Raw genomic sequence first — 14205 nt, forward strand, 5'->3', positions numbered from 1 at the left:
CCGGTTTTTTAACCAAAAATATAGGGTTTGAGGATTAGTCATTTTCAAGAAACCCGGTTTTTCACCGAGGTGCAAGATGTCAGGAAATACATTTTCATCTTTGGTTTTGAGATTTTCCCGTGATTAGCTTCCTTACTCCCTCACTCCTTGTCTCAAACGCAGTTTGTTTATACAGGAATTTGTTACAATCTTTCCTTTGTCTGATTATCTTTTTTTTCTTGTGTGTTCGTGTCGTTCGCGTTCTTCGTATCCTTTGTGTCCTTGGGATTCGTTGAATTGGGTGCTTTTTGGGCGGGAGTTAAATTCTGTGTTTTTTGGGCTGGAAGAGAGTTATTAGTTTCGACAACCGCAACTGCTGACATTCCAGGAGTCATCCGAGATTCATAACCTTGAAGACTCTTAGGCTCAAAGACTATCTTGACTGGAACTCGTTGCACGTCTTGAGCAAGGTTGGAATAACCCGTGGCATTTTCTTGTGGGGGAAGGGCAACCTTGCCAAAAGAAGTGGGGGACATACTATCCACTTTGCCGTTAAACGTGCGATTAGGGAAGGCAGGGATTGTAATTGTCACATTTTGCCCAGGCTGGATTTTTTCTAACTGAGTTTCTTTAAAGTTGGCAATTATCCAAGGATTTGGCTGCACTAGTGTGATAAGAGTTTGTCCTGGTTGTACCTGCTGCCCTACAGAAACGCTTTTATTACCAATTTTTCCAGGAACTAGCGCTGTAATATCGGTGTAGGATAGCTGAAGTTCAGCTTTTTTGAGATCTGCCTGCTTTTGGGCAACAGCAGCTAGCGCTATTTTATACTGTTGCTGATGTATCTCTCTTTGCTGAGCATTAGTTGCAGCCTGTTTTGCTTGGTTATTGTTTGCTGGATCTGAGTTAGATTCGGAAGCACTAACAATATCTCTATTGAGCCTTTCTCGTGCCAATTCTGCTTGCTGCTTGGCTAGTTCTAGAGATGCTTTTGCCTGTGTTAGAGATACTAGGTAGTCCCGTTTATCGATCTTCATTAATAGATCATTCGGAGACACCACTTGGTTATCATTAACTGTAACTTCAGTGACTATTCCCGATACGCGGGAAGTGATAGGGGAAACATTTGCGGTGACATAGGCGTTATCAGTTTCCTGATACTTTGTCGCGTACTGCTGGTTATACTGCCATGTTCGGAATGCGTAAATTCCGGCAGCGATCGCTCCTCCGGCTAACAACACAGCTAATATCACTTTCGGTAGCGCATTGCGTTTTGATCGCGGTACAGGTTTTTGAATTTCGCTTTCAGAGTTTGTCGTAGTGATAGCTGTCACCTTTTCCTCTGAAACTGGTTTTTGTCCCTCTAATCCTGTAACCCTCTGTGTTTGTTGTGAAGAATTTCGGTGTTCCATCAGCGACCTTCATTATTACAAATTATAAATAGTCTTACTTTGCGCACGGTAGTGATAGATTTATTTGTTAGTCGTTTTGATTGATGCTCTTATTGTATAAACTGTTCCCCGAACGCTTGCACATGCAGAGCTATGAGGAATTCAACAATACCAATACACCCCTGTTAACTTACAGCCTATTACAACTTAATCAAGTACACGTGTGTTTAACCCTCTCCCTCCCAACGGGAGGGAACCCTATAGGAGGGGTAGGGTAGTGTACTTGACGCTTGTTGAAAAGCGCTGTATCAACTCAAATATTCCATCAGTATAATTCTATTAGAATAATACCACTCCGGTTAGTTTAGATAGTCGTGAGCACCCGTTTGCTTGGAAAGTTGATTCTAAATACTGAATGCTTCTTCAAAATATAACCTTATTTCGCCTGTAGCTTCTAGGCATTGACCTAGAGAAAGATTGCTGAGTTGTAGAATTTTGCGAAAATTGAGGAGATAAGAGCTGTCGTGGAGGTGAAGAATGACAGATGACAGTGTAAGAATTGTCTCCCTCATCCCTGGAGGCACAGAAATATTAGCAGCTTTGGGTTTGACGCATGCAATCGTTGGGCGATCGCACGAATGTGATTATCCCCCCGAAATTCAAAACCGCCCTGTTTGTACTCAAGCGCGTATCAATAGCAACGCCCCAAGTGGTGAGATTCATGACAAAGTTAATTATCTGTTGCAATCTGCCCTAAGTATTTATCAAATCAACACAGATGTTTTAGAGAAATTGCAACCAACTCACATTGTTACCCAAGATCAATGTGATGTCTGTGCTGTTAGCCTAAAAGATGTAGAACAAGCAGTTGCAAGCATTACAAATACCTCTGCTCAAATTATTTCCTTACAGCCAAATGTTCTTAAAGATATTTGGGATCAGATTCAGCGAGTAGGTAACGTTTTCGGGGTAGATTCGCAGCAAGTGATCGAAAATCTACAAGCGCGGGTGAAAATAGTAGACAAAAAAACACAACATCTTTCCCAAACAGAACACCTGCCCACTGTTGCTTGCATTGAGTGGACTGATCCTTTGATGGTTGCGGCTAATTGGATTCCTGAATTAGTAACCTTAGCAGGAGGAGAACCGTTATTTAGCATAACAGGTTCGGCTTCTACTACTTTAAAATGGGAAACCCTGATTTCTAGCAATCCGGATATCATCATCTTTATGCCCTGTGGCTTTGATTTAAATCGCACCCGTCAAGAAGCTCAACCATTAACTCAACATCGAGAATGGCAAAAGTTACATGCTGTGGAAACTGGCAGAGTTTACATCACCGATGGTAACTCCTTTTTCAATCGTCCAGGACCACGACTTGTAGATTCTCTAGAGATTTTGGCAGAAATCCAGCATCCAGAAATCTTTGAATATGGATATAAACAAAAGGGTTGGGAAGTTTTGTAGGCTTATGTTTAGTTTTGTTAAGATCCCCCAACCCCCTTAAAAAGGGGGCTTATACCAATTCACGCATTCGCTGCCTGCGGCACGCTGCGCTAACATTCAAAATTCAATCCGGAAGAAAGCCAAGACTAAACAAGGGTTTGGGAATGTGTATCTGTCGCATTCTTTTTTCAAATTGGTATTAGTTCCCTCCTTTTTAAGGAGGGCTAGGGAGGATCAATCCTTAACTGAACTGTATTGATCTAAAATGGCGTCTTTGCTTGTAGATGAATGGTTTTTCCCAACTGCGGATGCTCAAAACAAATTTCCCTGGCATGTAGATGTAACCGACTTGCGGCTGCACGACATCCATAAAGGCGATCGCCCAAAATAGGTACCCCAAGTCCTTTGACATCAGCAGCGTGAACTCTCAACTGATGGGTACGTCCTGTTAGTGGCGTCAACTCGACGCGAGTGTAGTTTCCCTCAACTGCTATCATCTGAAAGTGAGTCACGCTGGGTTTTCCATATTGCCAATCAACTTGCTGATAAGGACGATTTTCAGGATTGCCCCATAGTGGTAATTCAATTACACCTTGCTCAGTCGTGAGCAAACCGGAAAGTACGGCTTCATAAACTTTGTGAACCTGCCGTTGCTGAAACTGCTGACTCAGCTGACGATATATTTGTAAATCGCGAGCCAACACAAGAATACCAGAAGTTTCTTGATCCAACCGATGCACGGCATTGAGGATGACACCATCCGCTAGGAGATAACGCAAACGACTCAGAACACTGTCTTGAGTGTCAAAATAACGACCTGGAACTGATAGTAATCCCGAGGGTTTGTTTACAACAATTAACCATTCATCTTCGTAAACAATGGGTAATGTTTGCTCAGTTGTGCTAACATTTGCATTCGATTTCCTCTGAGACAATCCTGACAGCAGAAACCCCATCAATGGTTGACAGCGCTCTGCACAAGCACCGTAAAATTCTCCTTGCACTTTATCTTGATCAGTAGAAGAGGAACCCCACCAAAACTCTGCCATTGCCAACGGTTTGAAATGATGCGTTGCTGCGTAGTGGAGTAGCTTTGGCGCACAACAATCTCCTGTGCCAGTGGGCATACCTCCTGGTATTAATTGCTGCAACGAGAGGGATTGTCCGAGAAAATTCATCAGGGTGTAAGCAGCGTGCATCTGCGCCTGGAGTTGGCGGGATAGTTGTTTACGTTGTTGTTTTAGTTCCCGAATTCGCGTATCTGCTACAGCTATCAACTGCTGAAGCGGCTGCAACTTTTCATCTCGTTGGCGTTTGAGTTGCTTTCGTTCAATTCCTTCTCGGCGGCTTTCTTCGTTAAGTTGTTCAAGAGCAAAGTGAAGTGTTTCTCCCGCCAGAGTTTCGCAGAGTATCTGGCGTTTTTCGATACGCTTGTTTTTGCAATCTTGATGGCGATCGCTCATTTGTTGTAAGCGCAACTCAAACTCACTCGTATGCGTTTCATACTGCAGCCGTTCGGGAAGTTGCTTGAGGGTAATCAGTTCCTGCTTAATAGCATCCAATTCAGATAGTGTGCTGGTTTCCTCTAAAGCAACTTGCTTTCGTCCCGGAATCGGCGGTACCCAACCCTCAACTACGCTGTCGCCATTCAAAAGACCGGAGAAAGCTTTGAGTATCCTTTGTTCGCCAGTCGGCAGTTCAATCAGTAATACCCCGTACATCTTTCCTTCAGAGGAATAACGGTTATCAGTGGCAAGGTGTTGCATCAAATTGTAGGCGATCGCCTCTACCAAACGAGTGCGGGGTAGTCGCAGTAGTTCGCCCGTTTGAGGACAACGCCCTTGGTACCAATAGTTAGGAGATGAGTTGCTGACTGGGGAATTGGAGTCTATAAAATCTGAAAGCGGATGCAGAACCATCGTAGAAGGTATTGTTGCAAATCTAGTTGTTTTCCATATGTGATCAGCAAGAAAGGGGTGTAAGGGTATGGGGGTGTAGGGGTGTAAGGGGAAGAGAAATTTTCTAGCCCCTAAGAGGGGCGCACTCTCGGATGTGGTACACCCCTACCCCGGAACCAACAAGGACGCAAGCCCCTTATTTTAATAATGGAAACAAAAGAAAAGTATTTCGAGATAAGTAGTACTGAAGTTAAGGCGTCCTTATTTCAACCCCCCAAATCGATGGGGTTCCCCTACACCCTTACAACGCCAGGTGCTACCCTACGGAAAGCCGCTCTTCGGGCGTCTACAAGTCGGGAAACCCGCCCAACGCACTGGCTCCCCTTACCCCCTTACACCCCTAGTTTATGATAAGTACTAGAGTTCTTAATTATGGAAGCAAAGTTTAGCAAATTAGCAATGCAAACCATTACCGACATTGGTACATTAATTGTCCGTACGCCGGGAACTTGCGGTGGTCGTCCCCGCATCGCCGAAACTCGCATTACGGTTCAGTATATCGTGAATGAGATAAAAGCAGGTGTCACGCCTGAAGAAATTTTGGAAGATAAACTGCACTTGACGCTTGCAGGGATTTATAGCGCTTTGGCGTACTATTATGCCAACAAAGAATCGCTTGACGCCGAATTTGCAGCCTACAACGAGGAATGTCGTCGCCTCGAAGCTGAGTATAAAGCAGGAAATCTGTCGTGAGCCGAATTTGCTTGTACTTGGATGAAGACACGATTAAACAGGCGTTGATACAAGCTCTGCGAAATGCAGATTTGGATATCGTTACAGTCGCGGATGCTGATAGATTAGGATATCCCGATGAAGAACAATTACAGGACTTACGCATTTTAACGACAAACTGTCATTCTGAGTGTAGCGTTAGCGAAACGTTCGCGAAGCGTGTCCCCTTGGGACTCAGAATCTCCAAGATACTTCGCTACACTCCGTTTCGCTCAGTATGACATTCTCGACTTTGCGTAAGTCCTGAATTAATTTGGGCAGTTGAGCAAGGGCGAGTCATTTATAGCTTCAACATTAGGGATTTTTGCAGATTGCACGGTGAGTTTGTGGTTCAACAAAGAACTCATGCTGGCATAGTTCTCGCACCGCAACAACAATACTCGGTTGGACAGCAGTTACGCGGTTTGCTCAAATTAGCTGCTGATAAGTCAGCCAAGGAGATGGCGAACCAACTCGTGTTTCTGAATGCTTATGTTGAGAAAACTATTATATGAATAAAAAAAAAGTAGATTTAAATCAGTTATCAGTTATCAGTCCTGACAGCGTATGCTGGGGGATTTGGATCCGCCACAACGTTTTCCACCAATTGGTGGGGGACGCGCAACCCAAGGATTTAACTGATAACTGTTTACTGTTCACTGTTCACTGTTAAAGAATATGTCCAATCCAGTTAAAGTATTTTTTTCCTACTCCCATAAAGATGAAGTTTTGCGAGACGAATTGGCAACTCATCTGAGCGTGATGAAACGTCAGGGAGTGATTTCAGCTTGGCATGATCGGGAAATCAGTGCTGGTGGGGAATGGGCAAATGCGATCGATGACAATCTTAACGCTGCAGATATTATTTTATTGCTGGTGAGCGCTAACTTTCTGGATTCAGATTACTGCTACGATATTGAGATGCAGCGAGCAATGGAACGACATGAGGCAAGAGAAGCTCGCGTGATTCCGATTATTCTCAAGCCAGTAGACTGGAGAAATGCACCTTTTGCCAAACTGCAAGCACTCCCTAAAAATGCCAAAGCTGTGACGACTTGGCAAGACAAAGATGAAGCTTTTTTGAATATTGCTCAAGAAATTCGCAGAGTAGTTGAAGATATGGTGAAATCAAAAACCTCTTCAACCGCTTCTGAAACTGCTACACCAGGGATAACGAGCGGTGGATTAAGCCTACGCCAACGCCGCAGGTTAGAAGAACAACACAGTTCAGTGCAGCAACAGTATGATTTGGTGAGCACAAAATTAGGTAAGCTGCGCCAAGCATACTTGATTGAAACAGATACAGCGATAAAGTTTAAGCTAGAGAAACAAATTCAGGAAAGCGAAACAGAACTAAATCGGTTAGATCAACAGCTTCAGGAAATCGAGCAAAAGCTTGTGTAGTTATCTTAATATATATAAATAATACCCCCTATGACATCTATTGAAGTTTTTATTTCTTACCACCAAAAGGATGAGGACTTTCGCGAAGAGTTAGAAAAGCATCTAGCGTCTTTGCGGCGGGAACAAACTATTATTAGTTGGAGCGATCGCAAAATCGTCGCGGGGCAAGAATTCAAAGGTGAAATTAATAAGTATCTTAACCAAGCTGGGCTTATCCTGTTGTTAGTGAGTCCAGATTTTATTGCTTCGGAATATCACTGGACAGTTGAAGTTACACGAGCTTTAGAGCAAAATGCAGCAGAAAAAGCTAGTGTTATCCCAGTGTTACTGCGTTATGCAGATTGGGAAACTCCTCCCATTGATGAACTGTCCCCACTGCCAAGAAATCGCGAACCGATAAAAAGCTGGAATGATCGAGATAAAGCATTCTTAGAAGTTATCAAGGGAATTCGGGAGGCAATCGCGCAATTACTTGCTAGCCCGAATTACTCACCCCCTCAACAAACTCCACAAGAACTGGACGATCGCCAATATCAAGTCACAAGGCTGATTAATGAAGCAGATCGTTTACGCGAAGGTAAAAAGTTTGAGGAAGCAGTCCTTATATACAAAGCAGTCCTCAGCCTTCATCCAAACTCTGTACTGGCTCACAAGAACCTGGGGATTGCGCTGTACTATCAAGGCAAATTCGATGAAGCGATCGCCTCTTTCCGTAAAGCTTTGCAAATCGACCCAAATTATACAGATGCTCACAATGCCCTGGGGAATGCGCTGTCCGCTCAAGGCAAACTCGATGAAGCGATCGCCTCTTTCCGTAAAGCCTTGCAAATCGACCCAAATTATCCAAATGCTCACAATAACCTGGGGATTGCGCTGTACTATCAAGACAAATTCGATGAAGCGATCGCCTCTTTCCGTAAAGTCTTGCAAATCGACCCAAATTATCCAAATGCTCACAATAACCTGGGGTCAGCGCTGAAAAATCAAGGCAAACTCGAAGAAGCGATCGCAGAACTGGAAATAGCTGTTCGCCTCGATCCTAGTAGTACGCTGTATCGTAAAAACTTAGAGAATTATAAGAATAAAAAGAAGGGTTTTTGAGGGTGTTTATTTGGTGGGTAGAATATTCTCAGTTTTATTAATGTAAACGGTGTGCGATCAGCATACAAAAAATCATCAAGATATATTAACTTTATCTCTTATTAAGATACATGATTTCCGATTTAGACCACTTGCACAGGGGAGCATCCCAATTTTTCAAAAACGTGTTTGTCATTGCGCTAACGCAATGACAAACATAATTCTTGCTAAATTGGGATGCTCTCTATCTAACTCGCTTGAAGGTGAACTCAGATGGTACAAACACCAAGTATTGCTATAACATTGGAGGAGTTTCTGAAACTGCCAGAAACTGAGCCTGCTAGCGAGTATGTTGACGGGCATATTATCCAAAAACCAATGCCGCAAGGTAAGCACAGCACGATTCAGACTGAATTATCCACTGCTATTAATGCAGTTCTTAAACCCCGGCGAATTGCACGAGCATTTTCTGAACTTCGTTGTACATTTGGCGGACGCTCAATAGTGCCAGATGTGACTGTGTTTTCTTGGGCGAGGATTCCGCGTGATGAGAATGGCGAAGTTGCTAATAGCTTTCAACTAGCCCCCGATTGGACAATTGAAATTCTTTCGCCCGACCAAAGCCAAACGAAAGTTACAAAAAATATATTACACTGCTTGAAGTCTAAAACTCGGATGGGGTGGTTAGTTGATCCAGAAGAACAATCAGTATTTGTTTATTTGCCGGATCAACCAACAGATGTTTTTGATCAACCAGAAACACGTTTACCAGTGCCAGAGTTTGCTAGAGATTTGGCTCTGACAGTTGGAGATTTGTTTGGTTGGCTATTGGATTAAACAAACAAGTGTATCGGTTGAATATAGCGATTCTCTTTTACATGAAGTACATTTTTCAACCTCACCCCCAACCCCTCTCCTTGCTAAGGAGAGGGGAGCGTTTGCGTCAGCAAATGCGGGGTGAGGTGACGACTGTATTGCACCGAAGTGAGAACCGCTATAGTTCAGTTAGTAATATTTAAGATCCCCCAATCCCTTTAAAAACCTACCGTGTACACACAAGTCCTCGAATTACCCAAAATTTGGAACCTCACCCTGCCCTATCGGGCATCCCTCTCCTTACTAAGGAGAGGGAAATATTTTAGCGCCGATTCAAGCGAGGGTGAGGTTTTAAACGAGATGTGTGTACACCGTAGCTAAAAAAGCTTGCTCAGTTCCCTCCTTTTTAAGGAGGGCTAGGGAGGATCAACCCTTAACTGAATCGTATTGGTGTATCGGTTGAACAGTTGATAAAAATCTCTCCATTTTCTAATGGTTAGTAAAAATTTTCTTCAGACAGTAGATTATCGTATCTCTATTCTTTAAGGATGGGTTGTAATGTCGGCTATTTTTAAGTGATGAAACACTTGATTGGGTTCATGATTGCCTCACATTGACGCGACACATTTTACAGAGCTAATCTCCATGACATCGGAGATATAACAGGTGCCTCCAAACTTATTCAGCAGAGGTTTGAGGTTTTCTACAACAGGCTTGATTTCCTCAGGCGTACAGAACGCGAGGATGTAAACATTATCGAGCATCGTCATGTCTAAATCTTCGGCTCTTCCTCGTAATCCTTTGCCTGCAACATTTCGGATTACAATATGACCGTTTACACCTGACTTATCTAAACGATCTAAAATTTTGCCAAGCTCAAAGGAGTTGGCAATAATTTCTATCCTTTTAACTAGGTGCATTATTATTAGCTCCAAAACAATTTAATTACGTACAGATACACTGGAATTCCCACAATAATATTGAATGGGAATGTTACTGCCAGAGCCGTAGAAACGTACAAGCTGGGATTCGCTTCCGGAACAGTCAACCGCATGGCTGCTGGGACAGCGATGTAAGAGGCGCTGGCACATAGTACGGCGAACAAGAGTGCATTTCCTTGAGGCAGATTAAGCAATTTGGCGATCGCTAACCCAATAGCTGCATTCAGTATTGGAATCAGAATTGCAAATGAAATCAGGAAAAATCCTGTTTTTTGCAAGTCTTTAATTCTTCTAGCAGCCACCAATCCCATATCGAGTAAAAAGAAGGTGAGAACTCCATAGAACAATCCTTGAGTAAAGGGTTCCAAAACTTTCCAACCATGTTCTCCGGTCAAGAATCCAATCAGGACACTACCGACTAGTAGAAAGACTGAACTGTTCAGAAACGCATCTCGTAACACTTCGGGCCAAGAAAACTCTCGCGACTTGCCTTTCTCAAGGGTAAATAAATTTACCAGGATCAGACCAACAATGATCGCTGGAGATTCCATCAGAGCAAGAGCTGCTACCATGTAGCCATCATAAGGAATGCTAAGTTCAGTTAGAAAAGCACTCGCGGTGATGAAGGTGACAGCACTGATAGAGCCGTAGGTTGCGGCGATCGCTGCAGCATCATAAATATCCAGCTTCAGCTTTAAAATAAAAAAGGTGTAAATCGGGACAAAACAAGCCATTAACACTGCTGCTAAAAGTGTCAGAACCACTTCCTGAGTGATTCCACTTTTCACCAGTTCTACTCCCCCCTTAAACCCAATCGCAAACAGCAGATAAAGCGAAAGAAGTTTAGGCGCAGGGGGAGGAATTTCCAGATCGGACTTGACAAAAACAGCAATCATCCCTAAAAAGAAAAACAGAACTGGCGGATTCAAAATGTTGGATATGATCAAACTAGCATCCATGTCTATCTCTCCTTATAGTGATGCAACGGAAAATTTAGAAAACTTTGCATTGTGAGAAACTCATGTAACCCTTGAATCATGATGTATCGCGTACTGTGACCTTATGTCAATTGAGTGACGAAGTATCTCTATAGCTTTGTGTTCTCAATTTTGGCTGATAATAATCTCTAACCCTTGTTTTTAGGCACTTTCGCAACAAAGAAATTTCATTAAACCTTTTGCAAAAGTCGGGAAAACGAAAAGTTAATAGCTTTTGGTCTGCGATCAGCAATGCTAGCGCTCTCTGCTGGAGCATCGCGCTTGGCTTTACATAAGTTTTTTTTATACAATTTGTAAAAATATGTGAGGTTCATAATTATACAAATTTGGGATCAGATTAAACCTCAAACTAAATCTTTTCCTACGGTTTCGATAACGGTCTGATCGGATTTGGGTTGATAGAGGATATCGCGGTAAAGATTTTACCGCAAACTTCAGAGGCTTTTATTTACAGCCATTTCCAGGTAAATAGACCACAGTCGTGGAAGTGAATGACATTGCACCCCTACAAACGGTGTGGTTCATTTAGGTGAAAACTGCTGTATGTCGCAATAATTCGTTTGATGTTAAAGCAACTTGCGTTATTAAAATCAGTGATCTAAAACTTTTGAGACATTCTCTTATGCTGAGGTCTCCAACAACTTGCGTTGTCCAGTATTCTGGTTACTCACGATACTGACAGGCTAGAGCAATTTTTGCAGAGAGAGGAATATCTTCATTTTCGTACTTATTGCGCAGATACCTTAGAAAGGCTTGCTCACCATTTAGCATATCATCTAAAGCTTTTTTCTCAGCTTTAGCAACATCCCTGTACATATATGTCTGTAGGTAGTCCACAAACCTTACATGTTTAAGGTTATATTCTCTATGTAGAGCGTAAAAATGGTCATAGCTAAAAAGAACATCCTCCTTTTTAACTGATACTGCTCCAGAAAAGTTCTGAGCACCATAACCTAACTTTTCGTCAAAAACCAGCCCGTACTTCTGTAAAAAGTCCAGGTCATAAACGCTGTTCCAAGACCATGCGAAATGGGAATAACTTAGGTTTGCTAAGTTGAAACTACGTGGAATCGGACGTTTAATTGTGCGCCCCGTGTTGTAGGCTCTAGTAATCAAACTAAAAGTGAAGTTAGGCTGGTTTTTTTGCTTTTCAATCACTTTAACAATATTATCCAAATGATTGGGTAATATCCAGTCATCTGAATCGACAAAAATAATATTTTTACCTATTGCTAATTTGATAGCAGTGTTGCGGGCTACAGATACACCTTTGTTAGATTGTTCAACATATTTGAATCTTAGGTCATCACCTACAATCTGATCAAAGATATACTTACATTGAAATCGGTTTTCTATATTGAGTATACTCAGTTTCGATTTCCAATCAGTATCCTGATCTCTGTACCAATCTTCTGTTCTCGTTCCTTTGCTGCCATCGTTCACTACAATACACTCAAAATCTCTCAAATACTGATTCTTTAGAGACCCTAAGCATTGTTCCAGAAAGCGTTCTGTTTGATATACAGGAACAATGATAGAAAATAAAGGTTGAGTATTCATGACCGTTTTGAGGAAAAAACGTAACTGTAATTCAACGCCTAACACATTTTATTTTAATAGTCAAAATTGCTTTTTAACCTGTTGCTAATCTCTAAATTTTACACATTCTATAAAATATATAGGAATCATATTTGATTTCTGAAAAAAATTACGAGATAATACGGAGGGATCTATCTGTCTAACAGCATCATTTTGAGGAAAAAACGTAACTGTAATTTAACGTCTAACACATTTTATTTTAATAGTCAAAATTGCTTTTTAACCTGTTGCTAATCTCTAAATTTTACACATTCTATCAAATATATATACCAATCCTAAATGAGTTGTGAAATTATTCGTTGGGGTAGGGAACGCTTAACGCTTAACGCTTAACAGGGAAGAAGAATGTACAAACTACTTTGTTTTTAAGCGCAGAGCGCAGGCTCAGATTCCCGACTCCTTTAAAAGTTGTCGGGAATCTTGTTGTTCACGGAGCGCGCAGCGTGCCTGCAAAGCTCATGATTTAAGATCGCTACGGTTCTTGTGCACTTGTTGTGCTCAAAGGTAATTCAATTCTGGCTCTAGCGCGGAGTGCGGGAGTCCAAAAAAGAGTTTGAAATGTAGCCTGTCGCTGTTTGGCAGGTTCTGGGGCAGAGTTCCAGAGGCTTTGGTAGTAGAAGAAAGCCACACCCAAACCACGTTCTTGGGCAGCCCGTACCTGGGAAGAAATTTGCTGCATTGATACTGAGCTCTTTTGGGATCCTGCCATAATACCAATTCCAGTTGGAATGATTTGCTGCACTTGTTGAATTTCTGGACGAGAAATTGTTGCGGTAAAACTCGCAAGGTTGGGACGATAAACTTGCACAATCAGCTCATCGACTATATTTTGCTGCACCCAACTGAGCCAATCTTGTAGTTGAAACTTGTAAGCAAAGTCGTAATAATTGGGGGAAACAGAGAAAATCACATTGGGTTTTCTTGCTTTGACAGCTTGATTGAGTTGTACCATAAACGCCGTGATTTTATCTGCTCGCCAGCGCATCCATGCCGCATCTTGGGCATTAGCTGGGGGATTGTTTTTAGTTTCCTGACTATACAATGCAACTGTGTATTTATCGTAGCCAAATTCGTACGGCAAACTCATATGATCGTCAAACTGAATGCCGTCAACATCATATTGAGTGACAATTTCCAGCACGAGATCGCTAATAAACTGTTGCACTTTTGGATGGAAGGGATTAAGCCATGCAACTTCACCAGCTGCACTAATCGAAGTTTCGCTACCATCCCGTTTTTGTGTGAGCCAATCCGGATGATTCAACGCCAGTTCTGACGTTGGGGGAGCCATGAAGCCAAACTCAAACCAAGGAATTGCGAGCAAGTTTTGGCGATGTGCTTGGGCAATCAGATCTGCAAGAATATCATGTCCATCTGAGCCTCGTAACACAAAGGGCTGAATACCTGCACCTTTTGCGATCGCGCTGGGATACATCACATATCCAGAATTCCACACCACAGGATAAATCGTGTTGAAGTTCAGCCGTCTCAATTGATTAACTGCATCCTGTACCTTGGCACGATTCCTGAGCGTGTCAAAATCGTTATTAGTCATCCAAACCCCACGAATTTCCTGACGGGGTGGCTGCGGGATGCTTCCAGAGGGAGCTGCTTCTTGGGCGATCGCAGGGGTGAGGCTGTTTACTAGTAGTACCGTCACAAATGATACCAAAAATAACAATGGGAAAAGACGCTTGAGCACTCGTCCTCTATGACGTTGCAATCTGTACATTCGCCACCAAGCTTGAGGAATCAAACGCAATTTCATATGCTTGAATACATTAGCTACCTCACACCACTGGTAACTTTTGTGATACAATATACTCATGATCCAGTCTACAAGTTTTTGTGCTTCTTAAAAAAATTCATGAATTGGTAGTCC

At 42.4% G+C, this 14205-nt stretch carries 13 protein-coding genes; 7 read left to right on the top strand and 6 right to left on the bottom strand.

Features of this window, described 5'->3' with window-relative positions; genetic code table 11:
• Positions 1 to 182 precede the first annotated feature (182 nt).
• The gene (locus AC5JM2_RS23310; RefSeq protein ID WP_495837196.1) at positions 183 to 1391 is read right to left on the bottom strand and encodes an HlyD family secretion protein; all 1209 of its coding nucleotides are present in this window, start codon (positions 1389 to 1391) and stop codon (positions 183 to 185) included.
• A 516-nt stretch (positions 1392 to 1907) separates the two neighbouring features.
• Between AC5JM2_RS23310 and AC5JM2_RS23315 the strand changes: the two genes are divergently transcribed.
• Positions 1908 to 2837, top strand: coding sequence for a cobalamin-binding protein (locus tag AC5JM2_RS23315; RefSeq protein WP_495837197.1), 930 nt, complete (start codon positions 1908 to 1910; stop codon positions 2835 to 2837).
• A gap of 239 nt (positions 2838 to 3076) precedes the next feature.
• On the opposite strand, the gene AC5JM2_RS23320 is transcribed toward AC5JM2_RS23315, so the two are convergent.
• Complete coding sequence (locus tag AC5JM2_RS23320) at positions 3077 to 4735, bottom strand: RluA family pseudouridine synthase (RefSeq protein WP_495837198.1); 1659 nt, start codon at positions 4733 to 4735, stop codon at positions 3077 to 3079.
• Between the two features lie 411 nt (positions 4736 to 5146).
• Between AC5JM2_RS23320 and AC5JM2_RS23325 the strand changes: the two genes are divergently transcribed.
• From AC5JM2_RS23325 to AC5JM2_RS23350, 6 genes are all read left to right on the top strand, one after another.
• On the top strand, positions 5147 to 5467 hold the full coding sequence (locus AC5JM2_RS23325; RefSeq protein ID WP_495837199.1) for a DUF433 domain-containing protein: 321 nt from the start codon (positions 5147 to 5149) through the stop codon (positions 5465 to 5467).
• Complete coding sequence (locus AC5JM2_RS23330; RefSeq protein ID WP_495837200.1) at positions 5464 to 5727, top strand: hypothetical protein; 264 nt, start codon at positions 5464 to 5466, stop codon at positions 5725 to 5727. The genes AC5JM2_RS23325 and AC5JM2_RS23330 overlap by 4 nt, the downstream gene beginning before the upstream one ends.
• Before the next feature lie 105 nt (positions 5728 to 5832).
• Positions 5833 to 6000 (top strand): hypothetical protein, encoded by a 168-nt coding sequence (locus AC5JM2_RS23335; RefSeq protein ID WP_495837201.1) that lies wholly within the window; start codon positions 5833 to 5835, stop codon positions 5998 to 6000.
• 163 nt (positions 6001 to 6163) lie between these two features.
• Entirely contained in the window at positions 6164 to 6889 is a 726-nt protein-coding gene (locus AC5JM2_RS23340; RefSeq protein WP_495837202.1) for a TIR domain-containing protein, read from the top strand.
• Positions 6890 to 6919: 30 nt separating this feature from the next.
• Positions 6920 to 7990 (top strand): toll/interleukin-1 receptor domain-containing protein, encoded by a 1071-nt coding sequence (locus AC5JM2_RS23345; RefSeq protein ID WP_495837203.1) that lies wholly within the window; start codon positions 6920 to 6922, stop codon positions 7988 to 7990.
• Between the two features lie 252 nt (positions 7991 to 8242).
• Positions 8243 to 8806, top strand: coding sequence for a Uma2 family endonuclease (locus AC5JM2_RS23350; protein WP_495837204.1), 564 nt, complete (start codon positions 8243 to 8245; stop codon positions 8804 to 8806).
• Between the two features lie 587 nt (positions 8807 to 9393).
• Here AC5JM2_RS23350 and AC5JM2_RS23355 read toward each other — a convergent pair.
• The 4 genes from AC5JM2_RS23355 to AC5JM2_RS23370 all read right to left on the bottom strand — a co-directional run bounded on the left by AC5JM2_RS23355 (position 9394) and on the right by AC5JM2_RS23370 (position 14091).
• Entirely contained in the window at positions 9394 to 9705 is a 312-nt protein-coding gene (locus AC5JM2_RS23355; protein ID WP_495837205.1) for a P-II family nitrogen regulator, read from the bottom strand.
• A gap of 5 nt (positions 9706 to 9710) precedes the next feature.
• Positions 9711 to 10685 carry a sodium-dependent bicarbonate transport family permease gene (locus AC5JM2_RS23360; protein WP_495837206.1) on the bottom strand — a complete coding sequence of 325 codons (975 nt, stop codon included), beginning with the start codon at positions 10683 to 10685 and terminating at the stop codon, positions 9711 to 9713.
• A 702-nt stretch (positions 10686 to 11387) separates the two neighbouring features.
• The gene (locus tag AC5JM2_RS23365; RefSeq protein WP_495837207.1) at positions 11388 to 12284 is read right to left on the bottom strand and encodes a glycosyltransferase family 2 protein; all 897 of its coding nucleotides are present in this window, start codon (positions 12282 to 12284) and stop codon (positions 11388 to 11390) included.
• A 511-nt stretch (positions 12285 to 12795) separates the two neighbouring features.
• Complete coding sequence (locus tag AC5JM2_RS23370) at positions 12796 to 14091, bottom strand: glycoside hydrolase family 10-like protein (protein ID WP_495837208.1); 1296 nt, start codon at positions 14089 to 14091, stop codon at positions 12796 to 12798.
• Between the last annotated feature and the right edge of the window lie 114 nt (positions 14092 to 14205).

This window comes from Brasilonema angustatum (assembly GCF_059505445.1).